This is a genomic window from Streptomyces sp. NPDC033174 (assembly GCF_055577795.1).
The window spans coordinates 160,732-185,614 of the sequence record NZ_JBVIPQ010000002.1 but is presented as its reverse complement, the minus strand read 5'-3'; the positions used below and the strand labels follow the sequence as shown (position 1 = coordinate 185,614).

At 71.2% G+C, this 24,883-nt stretch carries 19 protein-coding genes and 2 pseudogenes; 11 read left to right on the top strand and 10 right to left on the bottom strand.

Features of this window, described 5'->3' with window-relative positions:
* Positions 1-48 precede the first annotated feature (48 nt).
* Both typA and ACZ5VC_RS07120 read right to left on the bottom strand, forming a co-directional pair.
* Complete coding sequence (gene typA / locus ACZ5VC_RS07125) at positions 49-1,923, bottom strand: translational GTPase TypA (protein ID WP_469119103.1); 1,875 nt, start codon at positions 1,921-1,923, stop codon at positions 49-51.
* 315 nt (positions 1,924-2,238) lie between these two features.
* Positions 2,239-4,632: an ABC transporter family substrate-binding protein gene (locus tag ACZ5VC_RS07120; RefSeq protein WP_469119102.1), complete on the bottom strand. Its 2,394-nt coding sequence runs from the start codon at positions 4,630-4,632 to the stop codon at positions 2,239-2,241.
* Between the two features lie 305 nt (positions 4,633-4,937).
* On the opposite strand from ACZ5VC_RS07120, the gene ACZ5VC_RS07115 reads away from it, so the two are divergent.
* The 4 genes from ACZ5VC_RS07115 (at position 4,938) to ACZ5VC_RS07100 (ending at position 8,898) form a co-directional block, all read left to right on the top strand.
* Positions 4,938-5,192 (top strand): hypothetical protein, encoded by a 255-nt coding sequence (locus tag ACZ5VC_RS07115; RefSeq protein WP_469119101.1) that lies wholly within the window; start codon positions 4,938-4,940, stop codon positions 5,190-5,192.
* Positions 5,193-5,310: 118 nt separating this feature from the next.
* On the top strand, positions 5,311-6,141 hold the full coding sequence (locus tag ACZ5VC_RS07110) for a hypothetical protein (protein WP_469119100.1): 831 nt from the start codon (positions 5,311-5,313) through the stop codon (positions 6,139-6,141).
* A gap of 1 nt (position 6,142) precedes the next feature.
* Entirely contained in the window at positions 6,143-8,125 is a 1,983-nt protein-coding gene (locus ACZ5VC_RS07105; protein WP_469119099.1) for a fumarate reductase/succinate dehydrogenase flavoprotein subunit, read from the top strand.
* Positions 8,122-8,898, top strand: coding sequence for a succinate dehydrogenase/fumarate reductase iron-sulfur subunit (locus ACZ5VC_RS07100; RefSeq protein ID WP_468711856.1), 777 nt, complete (start codon positions 8,122-8,124; stop codon positions 8,896-8,898). The genes ACZ5VC_RS07105 and ACZ5VC_RS07100 overlap by 4 nt, the downstream gene beginning before the upstream one ends.
* A gap of 98 nt (positions 8,899-8,996) precedes the next feature.
* On the opposite strand, the gene ACZ5VC_RS07095 is transcribed toward ACZ5VC_RS07100, so the two are convergent.
* Positions 8,997-10,052, bottom strand: coding sequence for a glycoside hydrolase family 18 protein (locus ACZ5VC_RS07095; RefSeq protein ID WP_469119098.1), 1,056 nt, complete (start codon positions 10,050-10,052; stop codon positions 8,997-8,999).
* A gap of 127 nt (positions 10,053-10,179) precedes the next feature.
* Between ACZ5VC_RS07095 and ACZ5VC_RS07090 the strand changes: the two genes are divergently transcribed.
* Together ACZ5VC_RS07090 and ACZ5VC_RS07085 are read left to right on the top strand one after the other, a co-directional pair.
* A complete protein-coding gene (locus ACZ5VC_RS07090) occupies positions 10,180-12,282 on the top strand; it encodes a TPM domain-containing protein (protein ID WP_469119097.1) in 2,103 nt (700 codons plus the stop codon).
* Positions 12,283-12,320: 38 nt separating this feature from the next.
* A complete protein-coding gene (locus tag ACZ5VC_RS07085) occupies positions 12,321-13,031 on the top strand; it encodes a PspA/IM30 family protein (RefSeq protein WP_469119096.1) in 711 nt (236 codons plus the stop codon).
* Positions 13,032-13,142: 111 nt separating this feature from the next.
* On the opposite strand, the gene ACZ5VC_RS07080 is transcribed toward ACZ5VC_RS07085, so the two are convergent.
* The 5 genes from ACZ5VC_RS07080 to ACZ5VC_RS07060 all read right to left on the bottom strand — a co-directional run bounded on the left by ACZ5VC_RS07080 (position 13,143) and on the right by ACZ5VC_RS07060 (position 18,332).
* Positions 13,143-15,698 (bottom strand): SpoIIE family protein phosphatase, encoded by a 2,556-nt coding sequence (locus ACZ5VC_RS07080; protein ID WP_469119095.1) that lies wholly within the window; start codon positions 15,696-15,698, stop codon positions 13,143-13,145.
* A gap of 149 nt (positions 15,699-15,847) precedes the next feature.
* Positions 15,848-16,276 carry an ATP-binding protein gene (locus ACZ5VC_RS07075; protein ID WP_469119583.1) on the bottom strand — a complete coding sequence of 143 codons (429 nt, stop codon included), beginning with the start codon at positions 16,274-16,276 and terminating at the stop codon, positions 15,848-15,850.
* 167 nt (positions 16,277-16,443) lie between these two features.
* Positions 16,444-16,863, bottom strand: a complete 420-nt coding sequence (locus ACZ5VC_RS07070) for a (deoxy)nucleoside triphosphate pyrophosphohydrolase (RefSeq protein ID WP_469119094.1) — start codon at positions 16,861-16,863, stop codon at positions 16,444-16,446.
* 62 nt (positions 16,864-16,925) lie between these two features.
* Positions 16,926-17,105, bottom strand: a complete 180-nt coding sequence (locus ACZ5VC_RS07065; protein WP_469119093.1) for an SPOR domain-containing protein — start codon at positions 17,103-17,105, stop codon at positions 16,926-16,928.
* Positions 17,106-17,579: 474 nt separating this feature from the next.
* Positions 17,580-18,332 (bottom strand): GntR family transcriptional regulator, encoded by a 753-nt coding sequence (locus tag ACZ5VC_RS07060; protein WP_469119092.1) that lies wholly within the window; start codon positions 18,330-18,332, stop codon positions 17,580-17,582.
* A gap of 178 nt (positions 18,333-18,510) precedes the next feature.
* On the opposite strand from ACZ5VC_RS07060, the pseudogene ACZ5VC_RS07055 reads away from it, so the two are divergent.
* A pseudogene (locus tag ACZ5VC_RS07055) lies at positions 18,511-18,995 on the top strand (glycosyl hydrolase family 18 protein); the annotation flags it as partial.
* A gap of 64 nt (positions 18,996-19,059) precedes the next feature.
* Here the strand turns inward: ACZ5VC_RS07055 and ACZ5VC_RS07050 are convergent.
* Complete coding sequence (locus ACZ5VC_RS07050) at positions 19,060-20,631, bottom strand: S8 family peptidase (RefSeq protein ID WP_469119091.1); 1,572 nt, start codon at positions 20,629-20,631, stop codon at positions 19,060-19,062.
* Between the two features lie 190 nt (positions 20,632-20,821).
* Between ACZ5VC_RS07050 and ACZ5VC_RS07045 the strand changes: the two genes are divergently transcribed.
* A complete protein-coding gene (locus tag ACZ5VC_RS07045) occupies positions 20,822-21,916 on the top strand; it encodes a threonine synthase (protein ID WP_469119090.1) in 1,095 nt (364 codons plus the stop codon).
* A 129-nt stretch (positions 21,917-22,045) separates the two neighbouring features.
* On the opposite strand, the gene ACZ5VC_RS07040 is transcribed toward ACZ5VC_RS07045, so the two are convergent.
* Positions 22,046-22,552 (bottom strand): MarR family winged helix-turn-helix transcriptional regulator, encoded by a 507-nt coding sequence (locus ACZ5VC_RS07040; protein WP_469119089.1) that lies wholly within the window; start codon positions 22,550-22,552, stop codon positions 22,046-22,048.
* A 172-nt stretch (positions 22,553-22,724) separates the two neighbouring features.
* Here ACZ5VC_RS07040 and ACZ5VC_RS07035 point away from each other — a divergent pair, with 172 nt between their 5' ends.
* The 3 genes and pseudogenes from ACZ5VC_RS07035 to ACZ5VC_RS07025 all read left to right on the top strand — a co-directional run.
* Positions 22,725-23,315 (top strand): malonic semialdehyde reductase, encoded by a 591-nt coding sequence (locus ACZ5VC_RS07035; RefSeq protein WP_469119088.1) that lies wholly within the window; start codon positions 22,725-22,727, stop codon positions 23,313-23,315.
* 60 nt (positions 23,316-23,375) lie between these two features.
* Positions 23,376-24,602: an MFS transporter gene (locus ACZ5VC_RS07030; RefSeq protein ID WP_469119087.1), complete on the top strand. Its 1,227-nt coding sequence runs from the start codon at positions 23,376-23,378 to the stop codon at positions 24,600-24,602.
* A 69-nt stretch (positions 24,603-24,671) separates the two neighbouring features.
* Positions 24,672-24,848: pseudogene (locus ACZ5VC_RS07025) on the top strand (Uma2 family endonuclease); the annotation flags it as partial.
* Positions 24,849-24,883 lie beyond the last annotated feature (35 nt).

Here is a 24,883-nt window from a genome sequence, read left to right as displayed (position 1 = left end):
CTGACGTGGCGTCAGCCCCTCCTGGACGGAGGCGCGACCGATGGGGAACTAGTTGCGCTTGGCGCGCGAGGCCGTGCGGCCGCGCTCCTTCTGGTCCAGGACGACCTTGCGGATACGGACCGTCTCCGGGGTCACCTCGATGCACTCGTCGTCGCGGCAGAACTCCAGCGACTGCTCCAGGGAGAGCTTGCGCGGCGGCACCACGTTCTCGGTGTTGTCCGCGGAAGCCGCACGCATGTTGGTGAGCTTCTTCTCCTTGGTGATGTTCACGTCCATGTCGTCGGAGCGCGAGTTCTCACCGATGATCATGCCCTCGTAGACCTCGGTGCCGGCCTCGACGAAGATGACGCCCCGCTCCTGCAGGTTGATCATCGCGAACGGGGTCACCGAACCGGAGCGGTCGGCGACGAGCGAACCGTTGTTACGGGTGCGCAGCTCGCCGAACCACGGCTCGTGGCCCTCGAAGATGGAGTGGGCGATGCCCGTGCCGCGCGTCTGGGTCAGGAACTCCGTACGGAACCCGATGAGGCCGCGCGACGGCACGATCCACTCCATGCGGATCCAGCCGGAGCCGTGGTTGGTCATCGTCTCCATGCGGCCCTTGCGGGTCGCCATCAGCTGGGTGATGGCGCCGAGGTGCTCCTCGGGCGAGTCGATCGTCATGCGCTCGATCGGCTCGTACGTCTTGCCGTCGACCTGCTTGGTGACGACCTCGGGCTTGCCCACGGTCAGCTCGAAGCCCTCGCGGCGCATCTGCTCGACCAGGATGGCGAGCGCGAGCTCACCGCGGCCCTGGACCTCCCAGGCGTCGGGGCGCTCGGTGTCCAGGACGCGGAGCGAGACGTTACCGACCAGCTCCTTGTCCAGACGGTCCTTCACCTGGCGGGCGGTGACCTTGTGGCCCTTGCCGCCCTTGCCGACGAGCGGCGAGGTGTTCGTACCGATGGTCATGGAGATCGCCGGCTCGTCGACCGTGATCAGCGGCAGCGCGATCGGGTTCTCGGGGTCGGCCAGGGTCTCGCCGATCATGATGTCCGAGATGCCGGCGATGGCGCAGATGTCGCCCGGGCCCGCCTTCTCGGCCGGCTTGCGGGTGAGCGCCTCGGTCATCAGCAGCTCGGTGATGCGGACGTTCTGCTGCGTGCCGTCACGCTTGATCCAGGTGACCGTCTGGCCCTTGCGCAGCTCGCCCTGCTCGACGCGGCACAGCGCGATACGGCCGAGGAAGTTGTCGGCGTCCAGGTTGGTGACGTGGGCCTGCAGCGGCGCGGACTCGTCGTACTCCGGGGCCGGGACGTGGGCCAGGATCGTGTTGAAGAACGGCTCCAGGTTCTCGCTGTCGGCCGGGACGGTGCCGTCCTCCGGCTTGGTCAGCGAGGCGACGCCGTCACGGGCGCAGGCGTAGACGATCGGGAACTCGATCTGGTCCTCGTCCGCGTCCAGGTCCAGGAACAGGTCGTAGGTCTCGTTGACGACCTCGTCGATCCGGGAGTCCGGGCGGTCCGTCTTGTTGATGCAGAGGATGACGGGCATCCGGGCCTGCAGCGCCTTGCGGAGCACGAAGCGGGTCTGCGGCAGCGGGCCCTCGGAGGCGTCGACGAGGAGGACGACCGCGTCCACCATCGACAGGCCGCGCTCGACCTCACCACCGAAGTCGGCGTGGCCGGGGGTGTCGATGATGTTGATCGTGATGACGTCGCCGCCATCCTTGGGGTGGTACTTGACGGCGGTGTTCTTCGCCAGGATCGTGATGCCCTTCTCACGCTCCAGGTCGTTCGAGTCCATCATCCGGTCGTCGAGCGACTCGGCGGCGTGCGCGGCGAAGGCGCCCGCCTGCTTGAGCATGGCGTCGACCAGAGTGGTCTTGCCGTGGTCGACGTGGGCGACGATGGCTACGTTACGGATGTCGTGGCGCGTGGGCATGAGTGGCTTGAACGCTTCTCTCGGATCGGGGTTCAGGCGTCGCAGAGAAGTCTCGGTCCTCCGTCGCCCGCCGGGCGGACGCGCCACGGCTACCTCCTATGGTACGGGGCCGTCGCGGGGGAGGCCTCCCGGCCCGATCCGAGGGGTCTTCAGGGGTGCACTGGGGGTGCGTCGAGCGCCCGGGTCAAGGGCAGACGCGATCTTGCCCGCCGGGGTCGCCGGCGGGCAAGGGAATTGAGCAGCTCTTGAGGTTCTGACCTGCTGGTTCGTCGCTTCCGACAGGGTCCGTCGGGGGGCTCCGGAGGAAGCAACCGGCTACTTCTTCTCGTTCTGCGCACCCTTGGCGGGTTCGGGCTTCTTGAACCCGATGTCCTGGTAACGCGGGGTCGCGAAGCCGAAGGCGCCGGCGTTCACGAGCGAGGGCTTGGCCGCCACCAGCTGGGGCCGCTGATAGAGGGGAATGGAGCCGGCCGCGGCCCAGATCCGGGCGTCGGCCTGCCGGACCAGGTCCCTGGCCGTCTTCTCGTCCAGCTCACCCGCCGCCTGGTCGAACAGCTGGTCGATGCGGTCGGTGCCGACGCGCGAGTAGTTCTGCTCGACCAGGAGCGAGCCGTCACTGGCCGGCTCCGGCTTGGCGTAGATCGGCCGGGCGTCAGTCGCCGGGAAGGCGGTCGCGGGCCAGGAGTAGAGCGCCAGGTCGTACTCGCCCGCGGCGATGTGGTCCTTGAAGAAGCTGTCGTCGGGCACCTTGGTGATCGTGGTGCGGATGCCCACCCGGTCGAGCATCCGGACGATCTTGTCGCCGACGGTGCGCAGCGCCTCGGAGCCCGGGCCGGACGGCAGGACGAAGCGGAGCGTGAGCGGCTTGCCGCCCTTGCCGAGCGGGCCCGCGGCAGCGGCAGCGGCCGCGGCGCCGGGTGCCGGGGCGGCGGTGCCGCGCGGCGCGTACGCGCCGGCGACGCCCTTGTCGGAACCGGCGGCGACCTTGGCCCCGGTCCCCGCCGTCCCATCGGCCTCGGCCTCCAGCTCCTGGGCCTGACGCAGCAGCGCGACGCTCTGGAGGGCGGCGCCGGCAGCCGGCGCCAGAACGGTGGTGCCCGGCTCCTGGCCACCGATCAGCGGTTCGACACCCTCGCCCGGCTTGTCGTCACCGACGATGTAGAGACCGTCGTCGGAGGCGGTGTCGCTCTCCTTCTTCTTGGCCTTGTCCTGCTTCTTCTTGGCCTTGTCCTGCGTGGTGGCCTCACTGGTGGACCCGGCGCCCTTGCCCGTCCTCTTGGCCCCGGCCTCGCCGCCGGCCTTCGTGCCGGCCCGCTCGCTCGCGCCGCCCTTCGTCCACCCCGCGTCGGCCAGCAGCGCCCGGGCCTCCTTGGTGTCCTGCTCGCCGAGCGCGTCACTGCTGTCGGCGTACGCGGCCTGTCCGGCGAGGGCAAGGTGGCTGCCGGGCGGCTGCGCGGGCAGTCCGAGCGGGGCCAGTACCGCCTCGGCGAGCTCCTTGCGGTCCAGCGCGCGGGCGACGGCCCGGCGCACCCGCTCGTCGGCGAGCGGGCCGGACTCCCCGTTCAGCGCGAGCTGCGTGTACGCGGGCTCCAGCGACTTGCGGAGCACATAGCCGTGCAGCGCCCGCTGTTCGGTGGCGTACCGGGCGATGGCTTCCTGGTTCTTCTGCCGGGCCGCCTGGACGATCTCCGCCTGCTGCTGGTCGGAGCCGTGGGCCAGCGCCCAGGACCGCAGTGCGGCCGAGGGGGTGATGGCGGCGCCGGGCCCGTGGGTCAGCGGCTGTCCGCCGGCGCCCTTGTCCCGTGCCGCGAGGGCGATACGTTCCGCCGCGTCGCGGTCGATCTCGGCCAGATCCACCGTGCCCTTGGCGAGCGCGGAGGCGCGGCCGGTGCGGGGGACGGTCTTCAGGACCAGCGAGTCGAGCTTGGCGGGCTGCCCCCACCAGCGCGGATTGCGCACCAGCGTCGTGGTGCCGGTCTTCGCGTCCAGGGCCTTCAGCTGAAACGGTCCTGCGGTGGAGGTGAGCTTCGTCCGCGCGCCGTCGTTGAAGGCGGCCGGCGTCCCCATGACGTCCTTGGGGTAGAGCGGGGTGAAGAGGGACTGCCAGTCGGCGTACGGCTTGTTGAAGGTGACCCGGACCTCCAGGTCGTTCGCGCCGCGCTCGATCTTCTGGATCCGCTCGTAGCCGGAGTTGCGCGCGGTCCAGTACGCGGTGTCCCGGCCGCCCAGCGCCCTCCACTGGGCGACGAAGTCGGGGGCGCCGATCTCCCGGCCGTCGCTCCACACGGCCTGCTGGTTGAGCTTGTAGAGGACGACCTGCTTGGGCTCGCGCTCGATGACCGCGGCCGATTCGAGGTAGTCGGGGTTGCGCTGCGGGCGGCCGCGCGCGTCCAGCGTGAAGAGGGCCGGCAGCACGGCGCCGGTGACCCGGGAGGTCGTGGTGTCGGCGTCGGCCTGGAAGGCGTTCAGCGTGGTGGGCGTCGTGTCGACGGCCCAGCGAACGGTGCCACCGTCCGCGACCCGCTCGCGTGCGGCCGGGGCGATGTCCTGGGGGGCGGCCACGGCGCCGCCCTCGTCCTCGCCGGAGCTGCAGCCGGCCAGTACGGAGACGGCGAGGACCCCGCTGGTGAGCAGCGCGACGGAGCGGAGTGTGCGGAAGCGGGGGGTCCGGGAGCGTGTCCTCCCGCGAGGGGCGCCGGCCTGGTACATGACTTGTACCTCTTCGTCCTGGTTTGTGGAATTTAGAGATGATCACACCTATTGCTCATACACTGAAAAGGACAGAGAGGGCCTGGTGACGGCGACACGGCGACACGGCCCGCAAACGCCACCCGTGCGGCCCAACGGGGCCGTGCAGCCGCCGCCGGACCCTTGAACGCGCCGGAGGCGAACGAGCCGGAACCGCGCCCCCAGACGAGTGGAATCCGTGCACATGGCTTCACAACGGGGGATGTGAAGCGCAACACTCTCAGGCGCGTGTTTGCCACCCGCCATCGCGGAAGTGAGGGCAACTCATGTCCCTGCAGGACGATTTGACGGCGGTCAAGCGCTGCCTCGAGGACCTGGTCCGCACGGTCGGACAGCTGGAGCGCAGCATCGCGGAGGAGCGGGGCACCCAGCCCACGTCCCCGCCGTCGCCCCCCGCGTCCCCGCCGCCGGGGGGCCGCCCCGAGCCGCTGGTGACCATCCCGGACGCCCCGTACAACAGCGCGCTGTGGACGGACACGGACGACGAGGGCCTCGGCGCCCGGGACCGCCACGCGCCCTGACCCCGGACGAGCGAGCCACGGCGAGTGAGCCGAAGGGGCGCTCTGAGCGCCCCGGAGGCGAACCGGGCCGCCGCGATGGCGGCGAACCGAGCCTCACAAAACCAAACGGGAGACCTCGTTGGCCACAGGCACCGAACCACCCGACCTCGCTCCGGGCCGCGGCGGTGTGCACGGCGCCTCACGCGCCGCCATCGCCGCCCGCCATCTCCGTACCGACCGCTGGTGGCTCGCGCCCGCCGTCACCGCCGCCGGGCTCCTCGCCTTCGTCGTCTACTCGACCTGGCGGGCCTTCGCGAACAGCGACTACTACGCCGCCCCGTACGTCTCCCCGTTCTACTCGCCCTGTCTGGCGGAGAACTGCGTCCCGATGCGCGGCGGCCCCAACTGGGAGATCTTCGGCAGCTGGTGGGGCCTCTCCCCCGCCCTGCTGATCCTGATCTTCCCGCTCGGTTTCCGGCTGACCTGTTACTACTACCGCAAGGCGTACTACCGGGGGTTCTGGGCCTCTCCCCCGGCCTGCGCGGTCGCCGAGCCGCACAAGAAGTACACCGGCGAGACCCGCTTCCCGCTGATCCTGCAGAACATCCACCGGTACTTCTTCTACGCCGCCGTGCCGGTCGCCGGGATCCTGACCTACGACACCGTGCTCGCCTTCCGCGATTCCTCGTACGCCTGGGGGCACATGGGGCTCGGGACGGTCGTCTTCCTGGTCAACATCGTCCTGATCTGGGCGTACACCCTCTCCTGCCACTCCTGCCGGCACATCGTCGGCGGACGGCTCAAGCACTTCTCCAAGCACCCGGTGCGGTACCGGCTGTGGGGCTGGGTCGGCCGGCTGAACGCGCATCACATGCTGCTCGCCTGGGCGTCGTTGATCAGCGTGGCGCTCTGCGACTTCTACGTGTACCTGCTCGCGACCGGCACCTTCGACGACCCGAGGATCTTCTGACATGGCTCAAGTCGAGCGGCAGCAGTGGGACGTGGTCGTGGTCGGCGCGGGCGGGGCCGGGCTGCGGGCCGCCATCGAGGCGCGCGAGCGAGGCGCCCGTACCGCCGTCATCTGCAAGTCACTCTTCGGCAAGGCACACACCGTGATGGCCGAGGGCGGGATCGCCGCCTCCATGGGCAACGCGAACGCCGGGGACAACTGGCAGGTGCATTTCCGCGACACCATGCGGGGCGGCAAGTTCCTCAACCAGTGGCGGATGGCGGAACTGCACGCCCGTGAGGCGCCGGACCGCGTGTGGGAGCTGGAGACCTGGGGCGCGCTCTTCGACCGCACCGCCGACGGCCGCATCTCGCAGCGCAACTTCGGCGGACACGAGTACCCGCGCCTCGCGCACGTCGGCGACCGGACCGGGCTGGAGCTGATCCGTACGCTCCAGCAGAAGATCGTCTCGCTCCAGCAGGAGGACTTCAAGGAGACCGGGGACTACGAGTCCCGGCTCAAGGTCTTCCAGGAGTGCACGGTCACCCGGGTCCTGAAGGACGGCGCTCACGTCGCGGGGACCTTCTGCTACGAGCGGGAGTCGGGGCGGTTCTTCGTCCTGGAGGCACCTTCGGTGGTGCTGGCGACCGGCGGGATCGGCAAGTCGTTCAAGGTGACGTCCAACTCGTGGGAGTACACCGGCGACGGGCACGCGCTGGCGCTGCTCGCGGGGGCGCCGCTGCTGAACATGGAGTTCGTGCAGTTCCACCCCACCGGGATGGTCTGGCCGCCGTCGGTGAAGGGCATCCTCGTCACCGAGTCGGTGCGCGGTGACGGCGGGGTGCTCCGCAACTCGGAGGGCAAGCGGTTCATGTTCGACTACATCCCGGACGTCTTCAAGGAGAAGTACGCGCAGTCCGAGGAGGAGGGCGACCGCTGGTACGAGGACCCGGACAACAACCGGCGTCCGCCCGAGCTGCTGCCGCGCGACGAGGTCGCCCGCGCGATCAACTCTGAGGTGAAGGCGGGGCGCGGATCGCCGCACGGCGGGGTGTTCCTCGATGTGTCGACCCGGATGCCCGCCGAGACGATCCGGCGCCGGCTGCCGTCGATGTACCACCAGTTCAAGGAACTGGCGGACGTGGACATCACGGCGGAGGCCATGGAGGTCGGACCCACCTGTCACTACGTGATGGGCGGCGTCGCCGTCGAGTCGGACACCGCCGCCACGCTCGGGGTTCCCGGGCTGTTCGCCGCCGGTGAGGTCGCGGGCGGGATGCACGGCTCCAACCGGCTCGGCGGCAATTCACTGTCCGACCTGCTGGTCTTCGGGCGCCGGGCAGGCCTGCACGCCGCCGAGCACGCGGCCCTCGGGGTGCGCCCGGCGGTGTCCGAGGCCGAGATCGACGCGGCGGCGGCCGAGGCACTGGCCCCGTTCCGCGCGGACGAGAGCGCGGAGAGGGGCGCGGCGACGAGCGCGGCGAGCGGCTCGGAGGCCGGTGTCGGCAGCGGCTCGGGGGTGGGCGCGGGCTCCCGCGCGGAGAACCCGTACACCCTGCACCAGGAACTCCAGCAGACGATGAACGACCTCGTCGGCATCATCCGCCGTGAGGGCGAGATGGAGCAGGCCCTGGAGAAACTGGGCGAGCTGCGGGCACGGGCCCGGCGGGCCGGCGTCGAGGGGCACCGCCAGTTCAACCCCGGCTGGCACCTGGCCCTCGACCTGCGCAACATGCTGCTGGTCAGTGAATGCGTCGCGCTGGCGGCGCTGGAGCGCACCGAGAGCCGGGGCGGCCACACCCGCGAGGACTACCCGGCGATGGAGCGGGAGTGGCGCCCGGTGAACCTGCTGTGCCGCCCGGTCCAGCCCGCCCCCGAGGACCCGGCCTCGCCCCACATCGAACTCGTCCGGCAGCGCACCGAGCCCATCCGTCCCGACCTGCTCTCCCTCTTCGAGAAGGAGGAGCTGGTCAAGTACCTCGCCGAAGAGGAGCTCTACGAGTGAGCACGTATGAGGCCCGGTTCAAGGTGTGGCGGGGCGACGCGGACGGAGGCGGTCTGGAGGACTTCTCCGTCGAGGTTCACGACGGAGAGGTCGTCCTCGACATCATCCACCGCCTTCAGGCGACGCAGACCCCGGATCTGGCGGTCCGCTGGAACTGCAAGGCGGGCAAGTGCGGTTCGTGCAGCGCCGAGATCAACGGCCGGCCACGGCTGATGTGCATGACGCGGATGTCGGTCTTCACCCGCGAGGAGACGATCACGGTGACGCCGATGCGGACCTTCCCCGTGGTGCGTGACCTGGTGACGGACGTGTCCTTCAACTACCGCAAGGCGCGGGAGGTGCCCGCGTTCGTCCCGCCGGCGGGGGTGAAGCCGGGCGAGTACCGGATGCGGCAGGTCGATGTGGACCGCTCCCAGGAGTTCCGCAAGTGCATCGAGTGTTTCCTGTGCCAGGACACGTGCCATGTGGTGCGTGACCACGAGGAGAACAAGACGGCCTTCGCCGGGCCGCGCTTCCTGATGCGGATCGCGGAGCTGGACATGCATCCCCTGGACGCGGCGGCCGAGGCGGGACTCGACCGCAAGGCGTCGGCCCAGGAGGAACACGGCCTCGGCTACTGCAACATCACCAAGTGCTGTACGGAGGTGTGCCCCGAGGGCATCAAGATCACCGACAACGCGCTGATCCCGCTGAAGGAGCGGGCCGTGGACCGCAAGTACGACCCGCTGGTCTGGCTGGGCAACAAGATTCGGCGGCGCGACCCGTCGGACTGACGGCCGCGGGGCGGTCGTGGGGCCTTCGCTGGGGCGGTCGTGAGCCGTCCGGTCAGATGGTCGTGCGGGGGCCCGCCCGGCGCGGCGGCGGGACGCGGTCAGTGCCAGCGCTTGCGGTAGGCCTCCCAGTCCGCGTCCGTCGCCGCGAAGTCGACGTAGAGCGCGACCCCGAACCGCTTGCGGTCGCGATCCGTGCGTCCCAGCCCCAGCCGGGTGCCGCGGACCGCGGCGGCGACCGTCTCCGCGGACTCGTGGTGGCCGAGGTCGTCCTCGTGGAAGAAGGGCAGCCCCATCAGCAGGTCGGTGTCCTCCGGCGTCACTTCGAGGGCGAGGCTCGTCTGCTGGGCGACGTAACCGCCGTACATGCCCTCCAGCGGCATCCAGGTGTCGTACGACATGACCGCTATCTGGTCGACCCGGCGGGCCACCTCGCCGAAGAACCGCTGCGACCACCACTTCTCGCTGCCGCTGAGCGCGCCGTTCACCGCGTGGGCGGCCGGCAGCGGGTCGATCTGGTGGGCCGCGACGGACAGCGGCGCCTTGCGGGCGCGGGTCAGCTCGCCCAGATCGTCGAGGAGCGTCAGATAGTGGCGGTCGCCGGACTCCAGCGGCTCCAGGTCGAAGTGGACGCCGTCGAAGCCCGCGTCGAGGATCTGGCGCGCCGAGCGCACGACGGCGGCCCTGGACTCCGTCTTCTCCAGCCGCAGCCCGTCGGGCTGTTCGGTGGCAAGCACGTCGCCGAGCCAGGCATGGACCCGTATGCCGGGCATCGAGCGGTGCACGGCGTCGATCAGCCACCGCGCGCGGGGGTAGCGGGCGGCGGGCAGGGTGCCGTCATGCTCCAGCGGCCCGGCGTGGACGTACAGGTCGCGTATCCCGGTCCCCCGGATCCGCCGTGCGAAGGCGTCGAGGTCCGCGTCCCTCTTCCGCCCGTCGACCCAGGCGTGACCGAGCCAGACCGCGTCCTTGCCCCGGCTCTTGGTGCCCTCCGGCGGCTCGCCCGCGTAGTTGACGCGCAGGGCGACCGCCGCGGCGAGCGGGGGCACGACCAGCAGCAGGACGAGGCTCAGCGCGATCCGCTTCGGCCATCTCAGCCGCGGTCCCGTGAACCAGGCGCGGGCGCGTCGCGGGACGTCGCTCGGTCGTACGGTCATCGGGGCCCCCGGAAGCTGTCTCGTAGTGATCTCCACCGTAGATGTCGCTACTGACAGTGACCCGGTTCCGCACTCGGCGGTGACTTCCCGGGTGCGGAGGCCCATCTACCGGCATAACCTCCGAAATGTGACGCGAATAGCCACCCGACTCCTGCTCTGCGTGCTGGTGGCGGCGTGGTGGCTGGTCGTGCCCGCCGTGCCCGATGCCCGCGCCGACGACCCGGTCACGCTGTCCGACCAGGGGCAGGTCACGGACAGGGTCGACGCGCTCGGCGACCGGCGGACCGCCGTCACCCAGGCCCTGGACCGGCTCTACGACGACCGGCGCGTGCAGCTCTTCGTCGTGTACGTACGGGACTTCTCCGGGCGCTCGGCGCAGAGCTGGGCCGATGAGACCGCGACGCGCAACGGGTTCAGCGTCGACGATGTGCTGCTCGCCGTCGCCACGCACGACCGGCAGTACGCCTACTCCGCCGACCCCGACTCGCGCTTCACCCAGGCGCAACTCGACGACGTGGCACGTACCGCGATCGAGCCGGCGCTCCGCCAGAACGACTGGGCGGGCGCCGCGATCGGCGCCGCCGACGGATTCGGGGCGGTGCTGGCGGGACAGCCGGTCCCCACACCGACCATCACGCCCGGCGCCGCCGACCCGGGCGGCGGGGGCGGAACCTCCGCGTCGGACCTGGTCATGCCCGTGGTCGTGGTCGCCGGGGCGGGTGCGGTCGCCGCGTACGCCTACGCCAAGCGGCGGCGCCGCAGCGCGACCCGTACGACCCCGCAGGGCGGCCAGGGCTGGGGCGCGCCGAGGCAACCCGCGCCGAGGTCCCTGTCCGAGCTCGACGAGGAGGCCCGGCATCTGCTCGTCGGCACCGATGACGCCCTGCGCACCAGCCAGGAGGAACTGGGGTTCGCGGCGGCGCAGTTCGGCGACGAGGCGGTGAAACCCTTCACAGAGGCGGTCGGCTTCGCGAAGGGGGAGCTGACGGCCGCGTTCCGGCTGCGGCAGCAGCTCGACGACGCGTACCCGGAGGACGACGCGACCCGGCGGTCCATGCTCGCGGAGATCATCACGCGGTGCACCGGGGCGAACGAACGGCTGGACGCCGAGTCCGAGGACTTCGACCGTCTGCGGGCGCTGGAGCGCAACGCGCCGCAGGCCCTCGCCGCCGCCGAGAACACACTGCGGGAGCAGACCGGCCGGGCGGGCACGGCCTCGGCGATGCTCGGCGCGATGCGGGAGCGGTACGCCGAGTCGGCGGCCTCGCCCGTCGCGAGCCATGCCGAACAGGCCAAGGACCGACTGGTGTTCGCGACCGACAATCTGAGCCGGGCACGCCGAGCCGTGGACGACGGCGACAACGGCGCGGCGGCGGTGCACGTACGGGCTGCCGAAGGGGCGCTCGACCAGGCGGCGCGGCTCGTGGACGCCGTCGACCGGCGGGCGCGGGAGCTGGCAGAGGCGGTAGGCAGGCTCCCCGGCGCGCTCACCGAGACCGAGGCCGACCTCGCCGATGCCCACGGACTGCTCCGGGGCACACCGGAGGGGACGTCGACGGCGGATCTCCAGGGCCGGGCGGCCCGGGCCGAGTCGGTCGTCGCGGACGTACGCCGGCTGGTGGAGGCCGGAAAGTACGACCCGATCGACGCCCTGCGCCGGGTGGAGGAGGCCGACGCGGCGCTGGACGAGGCGCTGGCCGGCGCGCGGGAGCGCGAATCGGGGTCACGGCGTGCGCGCGGGCTCCTCGATCAGGCGATGCTGACCGCCCGCTCGGCGGTCGGCGCGGCCGGCGACTACATCACGACCCATCGCGGCGCGGTCGGCAGCGAGGCCCGCACGCGGCTGGCGGAGGCCCAGCGGCGGCTGGAGCGGGCCGGTGCGGCGTCCTCCGCGCAGGACGCGCAGGGCGCGCTGGCCGAGGCGCAGCAGGCGGACGCGCTGGCCAGACAGGCGCAGAGCCTCGCCGAGCAGGATGTGCGCACCTATGGGAACCCGAACGCGCCGGGCGGCGCGACAGGGGTGGGGGGTGGCGGCGGGCTCGGCGGAGCGGTGCTCGGCGGCATCATCCTCGGCGGACTGTTCGGCGGAGGAAGGGGAGGCGGTCACGGCGGCGGTTTCGGGGGCGGGGGGTTCGGAGGGGGTTTCGGGGGCGGCGGCTCCGGTGGCGGCCCGGGCAGCTTCGGGGGCGGCGGGACCCGTGGCCGGCTGGGCGGCGGCGGCCGCTTCTGACAAGGCGCCTGCCCTTTCCGACACCAAGGAGAGAAGTCATGACCAAGCAGACCGTCCTCGGCCGCGTGGCCCAGCTCGCGAAGGCCAACATCAACGCGCTGTTGGACCAGGCGGAGGATCCGCAGAAGATGCTCGACCAGCTGATCCGCGACTACACCGACAACATCAGCGAGGCCGAGCAGGCTGTGGCGTCGACGATCGGCAATCTGCGGCTGCTGGAGCAGGACCACCAGGAGGACGTGGCGGCGGCGAGGGAGTGGGGCGAGAAGGCCCTGGCCGCCAGCAGAAAGGCGGACGAGCTGCGCTCCTCGGGGCAGACGGCGGACGCCGACAGATTCGACAATCTGGCGAAGGTCGCCCTGGGCCGCCAGCTCCGATCGGAGCAGGAGGCGAGGACCGCCGAGCCGACCATCGCCTCGCAGACGGAGGTGGTCGACAAGCTCAAGAGCGGCCTGGAGCAGATGAAGACCAAGCTGACGGAGCTCCGGTCGAAGCGCGACGAGCTGGTGGCCCGGGCCCAGTCCGCGAAGGCGCAGAACCGGATGATGGACGCCGTGAAGAACATCGACGTCCTCGACCCGACGAGCGAGCTGAGCCGCTTCGAGGACAAGGTGCGGCGCGAGGAGGCCAAGGCGATGGGCAAGCAGGAGCTCGCGGCCTCGTCGCTGGACGCCCAGTTCGAAGAGCTCGACAGCCTCGGCGACCGCGCGGAGATCGAGGCCCGGCTGGCCGCGCTGAAGGCGGCGTAGCCCCCCGGGCGCGGGGACGCCGACGGGCCGCGGGCCAGGGAGAGGGCGGCCGAGACTCTGAGCGGAGCCTGGGCATGGGGCCGGGCGTGGAGCGGGGCCCGGGCGCCGGGGTCAGAACATGCTCAGGAGCTGCTCCACGGAGGGTTCGGACGACGCGTCGCCGTCGGGCAGGGCGAGGTCGAACCAGACCGTCTTCCCCCTGGGCGTGCGGCGCGAGCCCCACGCCGCGCTGAGCAGGCCGACGAGCTGCAGGCCGCGGCCCCCCTCGTCCGTGTCGCGGGCCCGGCGCCGCCTCGGCTGGACGAGCCCGGCGTCCCAGACCTCGCAGACCAGGGTGCGATCACGCAGCAGCCGCAGCCGGATCTCGCCCTCTCCGTACCGCAGGGCGTTGGTGACCAGCTCGCTGACCAGCAGTTCGACGGTGTCGACCAGCGGCTCCAGGCCCCAGGCCGTGAGCTGGGCACGGGCCAGCTCACGGGCGCGGCCCACCGAGCGGGGTTCGCGGGGCAGTCGCCAGTCGCCGACCGCCTCGACCGGCAGGCCTTCGACGCGGGCCATGAGCAGCGCGATGTCGTCCTCGCCGTGGCCGGTGTCGAGGGTGTTCAGTACGCCGTCGCAGACGTCCTCCAGGGGGCGGCTGTGATCGGCGAGGGCGCTGCGGAACGCGGCGAGGCCCTCGTCCAGGGGGTGGTCCCGGGACTCCACGAGCCCGTCGGTGTACAGCGCGAGCAGCGCCCCTTCCGGCAGCTCGACCTCCACCTCCTCGAATGGTTCGCCGCCGACGCCCAGCGGCATCCCCGGGGGTACGTCGAGCAACAGCGCCGGCTCACCCGGTTCGACGAGGACCGGCGGGAGGTGGCCGGCGTTGGCGAACGTACAGCGCCGGGTGACCGGGTCGTAGACGGCGTACACACAGGTCGCGAGGTAGACCTCGGACAGCTCCGGGCCACGGTGGGCGACCCGGGCCGTCTGGGGGCCGCCGGGCGTGCCGAGGCCACGGGCGATCTCGTCGAGGTGGGAGAGGACCTCGGCGGGTTCCAGGTCGAGCTGGGCCAGGGTGCGTACGGCGGTGCGCAGTTCTCCCATGGCGACGGCGGCGCGCAGACCGCGGCCCATGACGTCGCCGATGACGAGCGCGGTGCGGTGCCCGGGCAGTTCGATGACGTCGAACCAGTCGCCGCCCACCTCGGTGGCGGTGTTGCCCGGCAGATAGCGGCAGGCGATGTCGAGGCCGGCGGCCTCGGGGTCACCGGGCGGCAGCAGGCTGCGCTGGAGTATCAGGGCCCGTTCGTGCTCGCGGCGGTAGAGGCGCGCGTTGTCGATACAGACCGCGGCGCGGGCGGCGAGCTCGACGGCGAGCGCCCGGTCCCGCTCCCCGAAGGGCTCGCTGCCCTTCGTGCGGGAGAAGAGGACGAGTCCGACGACGGTGTCGTGGGCGACCATCGGCACCGCGAGCGTGGACTGGACGAGGCTGCCCTCGGCGCCGGGCAGGGTCTGCACGCGGCCGGTGCGCAGCGCGCTCGCGCACGGGGAGTTGAACGGATAGTGGTGGACGGCCCCGACCTCGACCGGCTCGGACTCGCAGCAGCCCGCCGCGGCTCCGGGGTTGGCCAGCGGAGTGTCGGAGACGGCGCTGGAGAAGGCGACGCGGCGCAGATCGGCGCTGCCTCCGCCGTAGCCGCCGGCCCGCGGGGAGCCCCCGCGCCCGGGCGGGGCCTCCTCGCCGGTGAGCAACCCCTGGTAGAGGTCGACGGAGGCGAGGTCGCAGAAGCCCGGCACGGCGACATCGAGGAGTTCGCGGGCGGTGGTCTCCAGGTCCAGGGAGTTCCCGATGCGGGCGCTGGCCTCATTGAGGAGGGCGAGATTGCGGCGGGCGCTGGCCGCCTCGCGGGCGGCGTTGTCGCGGCGGGTGACATCGGTGCCGAGACCGGCGACTCCGATGGGCCGGCCGGCGCCGCTGTGCACGCGGTAGAGGTTGATCGACCAGTGGCGGCGCTCCGTGCTGCCGGGTACGGCGCCGACGATCTGGAGGTCGGTGACGGACTCGCCCGTCTCCAGGACCTTGCGCAGGGCCGCGGTCATCCGGTCGGCCTCGGGCCGGGAGAGATAGTCGTGGACGGTCCGGCCGCGGTGGTCGTCGGCGGAGCCGCCGAACACGGTGGCGAAGCGCTCGTTGGTCCGCTTCACGGTGAGGTCCATGTCGAAGAGCAGAAAGCCGAAGGGCGATTGGCCGAATATCGCCTGCGAAGCGGCAAGATCCGTCTCGATCCGGCGCAGCACCCGGACATCCACCACGATGCAGAGCGCGGCCCGCTCGCCGTCCTCGGTCTCGCTGGGCATCACATACATCTCCGCGATGCCGTGCTTCCGCCGCTGCCCCGGGATACGGAACGGGACCAGGCCCGTCCACTCCTTGCCGTCGAGAATCTCGGCGATCTTGCGGTGGCCGCGGGAGCGGAGCTCGCCGGGCATGAAGGCCTCGACCGGGTCCTTGCCCCTGACCTCGGACGCGGGGATGCCGAACAGCTCGACGGCGCGCCGGCTCCACTGATCGACCAGGCCGTCGGGCCCGATCGAGAAGGAGGCGACTCGAATGTAGTCATAGATCGAGCCAGGCGGGCTGCTCTGCCACACGACGCCGCTCGCCGTCTCAGGTATCTCGCTCACGCGACCGTCCCCTCCAGCTCACCGCACCGGACCGGCCATGCCCGCAGTATTCAGCACTACGGCCCCCGTCGGCACGACGTTCACGATCACAGGCTGGTCTCGTTCATTTTGAGCCGAGTGCACGTGGTGATCGTTGTCCCCTGACACTCCTAACCAGGAAGCGTGAGCTCGAACCACACTGTCTTGCCCGTTCTTCCCTTGCGGGTCCCCCAGCGCCGTGCGGATCCAGCCACCAGCTGCAGGCCCCGGCCGCCCTCGTCGTCGGGCCCGGCGACGCGCTCGGCGGGCGGATCCGGAAGCGGATCGGACACCTCGACCAGAAGGGCCGCGTGCGGCGGGACCGGGTCGGCGTCGGCGTGGGGGCGGACGAGGCGGACCCCGATGGGGCCGGAGGCGTGGCGCAGGGAGTTGGTCACGAGCTCGCTGACCAGGAGGACGGTCACGTCGACGACGGTGGCGTCCAGATGCCAGCCCCGGAGGGTGTCACGGACCACGTGGCGGGCGGCGCGCACGGCGTTGGGTTCAGCCGGAAAGGTCCACTCGGCGCATTCGCCTGCGGTGTCGACCACGCCGATCACATCCCAGACCAGCCGGAGACCCACGTCCTTTTTCGGGGGGTTAATCAGCACATACCCGATATTCGCGACGAAGTATCGCCCCAGTTGGCGCACTGTGGCACGAACGGCGTACGGCGCCGCCGCGCGCTCCGTGGAGGCATGGAACGGAGAGACATGGGCGGACGGGGCTACGAGGGAGGGGCGGTCAGGTGCGGCGCGGCGGGGAGTCGCAGCGCGGCCTCCGCCACCGCCGGCCGGTCCTGGTCCAGCCAGTCCACCGTCTCCAGCTCATCACGGGACAGCCAGCGCAGCTCGTCATGATCCTCCAGGGGCTGCGGCACACCGGAGAGCACACGGGCCGTCCAGACCTGGAGGACATAGCCGGGCTTGAGCGGCCATTCGCCGGGGATGCGCTCCCCCGGCTCGGTCTCGACGCCCAGCTCCTCGCGCAGCTCGCGCACCAGTGCCGACTCGGGGCTCTCCCCCGGCTCCACCTTGCCGCCGGGCAGCTCCCAGCGGCCGGCCAGCTCGGGGGGCGCACTGCGCCGCGCGGCCAGCAGCCGCCCCTGGTCGTACACGGCTCCGGCGACCACCACGCGATCTGTCATGCGCCGGAGCGTAACCCGGGACCGAGGCCCGACCGGGACCGCGCCAGGGCGGGCCGGATCGCCTAGACCGCGGCCTGGCTTATGTGCTCGACCCAGTAGAGCTGCTTGTGGCCGCGCGAGTCGAGGCTGTCGGCGATCTCCTGCGCCTCGTCCTCACTGGCGTATCTGCCCACGCGATAGCGGTTGCCGTTGTCGTCCTGCCGTATGACCAGCCAGGGGAGGACAGCGCCACTGTCGTTCATTACGCCCCACCCTTCGACGGTCCGCATGCCTTCGACGTTCCCAACGATGTCCAGGAAACAGCACTCCGCATATGCCCGAGCTTACGCCTGACCTTTACACAGCGGATACGTCTTTTCACAAAGAGATACGCATCTGGCCAAGAAGCAGCTACGCGAGGGGGCGCGACCGGCCGGTCACGCCCCCTCGCCCACCGGGTTTTCCCGTCAACAAGACTCCGGACAACCACCGTTCACCGTGGGCAGAGTACGTATCGGCAGCGGGAAGGCACCTTGCCGATTCTCGCGGCAGACGTCTTCGCATTCGGCGTCCAGGAAGCGGCACAGCGAGCAGATGGGCCAGAACGCACCGGGCAGTCGGCGATGTCCGGGCAGTGGCCGAACATCGCCGAATTCATCGCCCGCGAATAGGGCCTTACGGAAGTTGCGCGTCGACTCGCGCTCACGCCCCCGAAAGCTCCCGGAGAGAGCCCGCCTTCAGCGCACCGGCAGGTGGTAGGTGATCCGGTATCGGTCGGCCGGCACGACCACATCCGCCGTCTCCACCGCCCGACCGGAGGCGTAGTACGTGCGCTCCACCACCATCACCACATGGCCCGGCACGCCGCCGAGCGCCAGGAGCTCCTCCGCCAGCCCCGGGCGCGCGCCGACCTCCTCCAGGACGTTGTCCACGACCACATCGATGGCCGCCATCCGCTCGACGACCCCGCAGCCGCCCAACGGCCCCTCCTCGGGGAGCATCACGGGTGTCCGCCCGGTGACCGCGAGGGGCTCCCAGGAGGTGGAGAGCATCATGGCCTCGCCACCGTCCCGGAAGACGTACCGCGTGCGCATCACGCGCTCGCCCGGTTCGATGCCCAGCCGCGCGGCGATCTCGGCGCTCGCGACCTCCTGCTCACTGCGGGACTCCCAGGTCCCCCGGGTGCCTTCCTCCGCCTGCTCCTGCCGGAAGGGGTTGGCGCCGGCGGGCGGGCGATAGCCGGAGCGGGCGATCCGGCGCGGCACGGGACGCTCCCGCACGTACGTCCCCGAGCCCGACCGGCCCTCGACCAGCCCCTCGGCCATCAGCACCTTGCGGGCCTCCAGTGCGACGGTGTCCGAGACGCCGTACTCCTCGCGGATGCGGGCCTGCGAGGGAAGGCGGGTGTGCGGCGGCAGCGAGCCATTGACGATCTTTTTGCGGAGATCGCTTGCAACGCGCAGATAGGCGGGCTGCTCACCGAATGTCACTGGACACTCCCATCAGGTTGACAGACAGCTACAGCGTGGCAACCGACGGTTGTACGTCGCAAGCATGGGCCAAAGATTCACTCGAAGTGATGAGCTGCGGCTGTGCGGGGTTTTATCGGCGCCCGCGCGGGGGCGCCGAGCACTTCGCGCCACCCCTCGCAACGTCGGTTCGAACGACACGTGCTTCACCGGCAACACCCCCGGCGAGGCCGACGCCTGGGCCGGCTACGTCCGCCCGCTGGACACCCCGGGTTCCGTGGACGCGTCGCCGACACCGCCGAGCAGCCGCTCGCGGGCAAGTTCAACCAGTTGAAGGAGCTCAAGGCCAAGCACCCCGGCCTCAAGGTCCTCAGCTCGCTCGGCGACTGGAGCTGGTCGACCCACTTCGCGGACGCCGCCCGGACCCCCGCGTCCCGCAAGGCGTTCGTCGCCTCCTGCATCGACCTCTACATCAAGGGCAATCTCCCGGCCGACGGAGCGCGTGGGGGCGCGGGCGCGGGCGCCGGTCTCTTCGACGGCGTCGACCTCGACTGCGAGTGGCCGGCCTCGGCGGCCGACACGGACACCGTGTACCGCCCCGAGGGCAAGCGGAACCTCACCGCGCTGGTTCGTGAGTTCCGGCCCCGGCTCCACGCGTACGGCAGGACGAGAAGGGGCGGCCGCTCGTCGGCGGCCGCCCCCCAGGGGTTCAGCTGTCCCTGCCGTCAGGCGTCAGGGCGTCAGGGCGTCAGAACTGCAGCGCCCAGGAGTCGATCTTCCCGGTGTCGTAGTTCGCGTTGTCGCTGACCCGCAGCTTCCACGTGCCGTTCGCGACCTCCGAGGAGGCGTTGACCGTGTACGTGGTGTTGATGTTGTCCGAGCTGCCGCCGGTGCCGTAGCCCTTCAGCGTGTAGGCGGTGCCGTCGGGTGCGACCAACTGCACCTGCAGGTCGCCGATGTAGGTGTGCACGATGTTCACCGGTACCTGGAGGGCCGACGGCGCGTTGCCGGTGATGCCGCTCACGGTGACCGGGGACTCGACGGTCGCGTTGTCGGCGATCGCATAGTCCGTGGTGTTCTCGAACTTCTTGCCGGGCGGCTGGGTGGTGCCGCCGCCGACGTACAGCAGACGGTTCGGCGAGCCGGTGCCCGGACTGCCGACGACGTTCGGTGTGGCCGCGGCCGTCAGGGCCGAGGCCACCTGGGCCGGGGTGGCCGTCCGGTTCTCGGAGAGGTACAGCGCGGCCGCGCCCACGACGTGCGGAGTGGCCATCGACGTACCGGAGATGGTGTTGGTCGCGGTGTCGCTGGAGTTCCACGACGAGGTGATCGAGGAACCCGGGGCGAAGATGTCCAGCACGGTGCCGTAGTTGGAGAAGCTGGAGCGGGCGTCGGTGCTGGTCGTCGAACCGACCGTGATGGCCTCGGCGACACGGGCCGGGGAGTAGTTCGAGGCATTGGAGCTGTCGTTGCCCGCTGCGACGGCGTAGGTGACGCCGGAGGCGATGGAGTTGCGTACGGCCTCGTCGAGGACCGTGTCCACACCGCCACCGAGGCTCATGTTGGCGACGGCCGGCTTGACCGCGTTCCGGGTCACCCAGTCGATGCCGGCGACGACCTGCTCGGTCGTACCGGAGCCGGAGTCGTCGAGGACGCGGACGCCGACGATCTTGGCCTTCTTGGCGACACCGTAGGTGGAGCCCGCGACGGTACCGGCGACATGGGTGCCGTGGCCGTGGCCGTCCTGGGCGGTGTTGTCGTTGTCGATGGCGTCGTAGCCGTAGGAGGCGCGGCCGCCGAAGGTGCTGTGGGTGATCCGTACACCGGTGTCGATGATGTACGCCGTGACGCCCTCGCCGGCGGTGTCCGGGTAGGTGTAGCTCTGATTGAGCGGAAGGGCCTTCTGGTCGATCCGGTCCAGGCCCCAGGACGGCGGTGAGGGCTGCGTTCCGGAGATCTTGAAGACACGGTTCTGCACGACCGACTCGACGGCGGGGTCGGCGGCGAGCTTCTTCGCCTGCGCCTCGGAGAGCTCGACGGAGTATCCGTTGATCGCCGAGGTGTACGTCTTCCTGATCTTCGCGCCGTACTTCGCCGCGACCGCCTTGCCCGCCTTCGACTCCGAGTCGGCGGAGTCGTCGAGGGTGACGATATAGCTGCCCGCGACCGCGTCCGGGACGCCCGCGTTCTGGATGACGCCTTCCGGGGCGGCCTGGGCGGCGGCCGCCGGGAGGGCGGACAGGGTGCCGAGGGTGAGGGCGGCGACGGCTATGGCACTGGCGGCGGCGTATCTGCGCCGCGCGTCACGCATCACTGACATGTGAGGGATCCTCCTCATTGGTGGTGCGCTGCTGTGGGGGTTCAGCAGGGACATGACAAATCAGCGTGGATTGTCCACGGCGTCTGCCATGCCCGGCTGCCGAGCGAAAGGTTGACGGATCCATAGGAATCCCACAAGAGGACGGGACACCACGCAACACGTGTGCCACACAACTGCCATGCTGGTTCGTATGACGGCGTACATGTGTCCACGGTGTGACGTGCAAACCCCTGTCGAGTCGCTCGCCTGGTGCTGTCCACGCTGCGGAGGTCCGTGGGATCTCGACTTCAAGGCCGCGCCCGTGCAGCTCACCTCGCTTGCGGGGCGCGTCAATTCACTGTGGCGCTACGCGGAGGCGCTGCCGCTCTCCGACCCGTACACGACGCTCGGCGAGGGCCGCACCCCGCTCGTCCCGCTCACGGACACGGTTTCGGCCAAACTCGACTTCCTGATGCCGACCCTCTCCTTCAAGGACCGGGGGGCCGTCCAACTCGCCGAGCTGGCACGCCGCCTGGAGCCCCGCCGGGTCGTCGCCGACAGCAGCGGCAACGCGGGCACGGCCGTCGCCGCGTACTGCGCCCGGGCCGGACTCGACTGCGTCGTGTACGTGCCCGAGGGCACGTCCGCGAAGAAGCTGGAGCAGATCCGGGCGCACGGAGCACGGCTGACCGTCGTGCCGGGGGACCGCGAGGCGACCGCGCGCGCCGCCCGCGCGGCGGCCGACGAACCCGGCACGTTCTACGCCTCGCACGTCCACAACCCGTTCTTCCTGCACGGCACGAAGACGTACGTCTACGAGATCTGGGAGGACCTGGGCGGCCGGCTCCCGGACACCGTCGTCGTCCCCGTCGGCAACGGCACGCTGCTGCTCGGCGCGTCGCTGGCCATCTCCGAGCTGTACGGGCACGGGCTGATCGACAGGCGCCCGGCGCTGGTCGCGGTCCAGGCCGAGGCGGTCTCCCCGCTCGCCCGGGCGTTCCACGCGGGGGCGGACGAACTGCCGGGTCCGGCTCCCGTACGGGCCACCCTCGCGGAGGGCATCGCGATCCCGAACCCGCCGCGCGCCCGGCAGATCCTGCGGGCCGTGCGCGAGACGGGCGGGACCTTCCTGACGGTGACGGAGGACCAGATCCGCGCGGCGCAGCGGGATCTGGCGGCGCGCGGACTGTTCGTGGAGTCGACGGGAGTGGCGTGCTGGGCGGCCGTCGGCGCGCGGCCGGCGCAGGGGACGACGGTGGTGCCGCTGTGCGGGGCGGGCCTGAAGACAGGGCTGGCGGCGGGCTGATCCCGAAGGGTTATCGGCTCCAGCGGTGCGGCCGGAGCCACCGTCTCAGCCGGCACGACCCCGGCACCAGCTCAGCCAGTACGACCAGGGCGACCGGCCCGACCGATACGGCCGGAAGGAGTCACCGCCTCAGCCGATCGACGTGTCCCCGAGTGCCTCGCTGATCTCGCGGAGGCTCTCGGCGGCCCGGTCGACCGTCCCGCGGTCGATGTCGGCCAGCAGGGTCGCGTAGTTCGCGAGGTGCTCCACCATCGCGGCGTCGATGATCGCGGCGCCGTGTTCGGTGAGGCGGATCTGCACGGTGCGCCGGTCGCTGCCCTCGCGGACCCGCTCGACCAGCCCCTTCGCCTCCATACGGTCGATGCGGTTGGTGATGGCCCCGGACGTCACCATCGCGGCCTTGAGGAACGCGCCGGCCGTCAGCTGGTACGGCGGCCCCGAGCGCTTGAGCGTGGTCAGGACGTCGAACTCGCCGTACTCCAGACCGTGCTTGGCCGCCGTCGTCTTGCAGCTCTTCTCCACCACCCGCGCGAGGCGCTGGATACGGGCCAGCAGATGCACCGGCCAGAGGTGGGGGACCAGGTCGGGCCGCTCCTTCTCCCACTGGCCGACGATCGCGTCCACCGCGTCACTCATCCCGACTCCTTCAGTCCGCGCCGCATCTGTCCGCGCCGATCCGGTGGGCGTCTCCGAACGGCGCCCACCTCAGCATACGCAATCTCAACATTAAGACACTTGACGTTGAGACGCCTCCCTGCTTTTATCTCAACGTTGAGATTATCAACCCTGAACGACAGGAGCACTTCCCATGACTCTCCTCCTCGACGCGGCCGCCCAGGACCTCCTCTTCCGTGAGGCCCGCACCGCGAACACGTTCACCGGCGAGCCGGTGACCGAGGAGCAGGTCCAGGCGATCTACGACCTGATCAAGTACGGGCCCACCGCGTTCAACCAGTCGCCGCTGCGCATCGTCCTGGTCCGCTCCGAGGAGGCCCGCGGGAGGCTGGTGGATCTGATGGCCGACGGCAACCGGGCCAAGACCACGTCCGCCCCGCTCGTCGCGATCCTCGCGGCGGACAACGAGTTCCACGAGGAACTGCCTGCCCTCGTTCCGCACTTCCCGCAGGCCGGGGACGTCTTCTTCGGCGAGCGCCCGGTCCGCGAGGAGTCCGCGCTGGCCAACGCCACCCTCCAGGCCGCGTACTTCATCGTGGGCGTCCGCGCCGCCGGCCTCGCCGCGGGTCCCATGACCGGGTTCGACTTCCGGGGCGTACAGAAGGAGTTCCTCGACGACGACCACACCCCGCTGATGGTCGTCAACATCGGCAGGCCCGGCGAGAGCGCCTGGTATCCGCGGTCACCGCGCCTGGCCTACGACGAGGTCGTCACCACCGTCTGACGCCCCGCGCCGACCGACCTCCCCGCCATCCCCCTGCCGTCCGATCACCGGGAGCCCGCCTTGACGACCACGACCGCCGCCACGTCCGTAGCGGCCGCAACCGGACCCGACCGCATCCGCCGGGTCCACGCCCTGTGGCTGGCCCTGCTGGCCACGCCTGTCGCGGCGAGCGCCAACAGCCCGGTGCTCATCCTCCCCGACATGGCCGGCTCGCTCGGGATCGGTACGGCGACGGCGACCTGGCTGGTCACCGTCTTCGCGTGGGCGATGGCCGTCGGAACCCCGCTGATGGCGGCGCTGCTCCGGCGCCGCGGTCCGCACGCCACACTCCGGGCCGGCGCCGCGCTCATCCTCGCCGGCACGCTGATCGTCGCCGTGGCACCGTGGCTGCCGCTCGCCATGGCGGGCCGCGCGGCCCAGGCGGTCGGCGGGGCCGGACTGGTCACCGCGGCGATGAGCCTGGCGGGCTCGGTCCGCCGGATGGGCGTGATCACCGCAGGCTTCGGCGTCCTCGGCGCGGTCGGCCCCCTGCTCGGTTCCCTGATAGCGGGCGCCGTGTCCTGGCGTGCCTCGATGGCAGTCTCGGCGGTGGCGCTCCTTGCCGTCCCGGCGGTCGCCCGGCTCGTCCCGCGCACGACTCCGGCCCCCGGCGCCGCCTTCGACGGGCGAGGCGCGGCCCTGCTCGTACTCGCCGCGACCTCGGCCGTCCTGATCCCCCGCTTCCCGCTGCCCGCGGTACTCGCCACCCTCGTGTCGGCCGCGCTGCTCGCCCTGCACGTACGCAAGCGGCCCACCGGCTTCGTACCGTCGGCGCTCGCGCGGAACAAGGCGTTCGTCCTGTGCGCCCTGCTCGTGAGCGCCATCGCGACCTCGTACTTCACCCTGCTCTTCACCGTCCCGCACCTGCTGCGCGACCGCACCGACTGGTCCACCTCCACGATCGGCACGGGCCAGCTCGTGGCACTCCTCGCCGGCTCCGTCCTCTCCATGCTGCTGGCCGCGGCCTCGGCCCGGCTGGGCCGTCCGGCGGTTCTGACGATCCTGCTGGCCGCGGCGACCCTGGCTCCTGTGACCGCGCTGCTCACCCCCTGGGCCCCGCTGCTCCTGCTGGTCGCCACGCTGGCCGTCTTCGCGACGACGGCGGGCCAGGCGACCCTCGCGGTCTACGCCACCCGCGCGACGGACGACACCCAACGCCCGACGGCGATCGGCCTGTTCAACCTCTGCTACCAGCTGGGCGGCGCGTTCGGCCCCGCGATCGCGGCCCTGATCACCCTCGGCACCTGAGAACCAAGAGCACGTGAGCCGACGCCCACTGCCCGTACGGGCAGTGGGCGACATCGCTAGGGTTGACCCATGACCGCACTGCCCGACTGGATGCGCCCGCCGCGCGCGGAAGGCTGGTTCGCGGAGGACCTGGACCACCTCGCCGGGGCACCGCGCCACACCGAGCTCATCCACGGAGCCCTCGTCTTCTTGGTGTCGCCCCAACGGTCCTGGCATGGCCGCCTCTCGGTGCGGTCAGCCGTCGGCCACAGCACTTCGCGGACGAGGGCTCCCCGCCGACG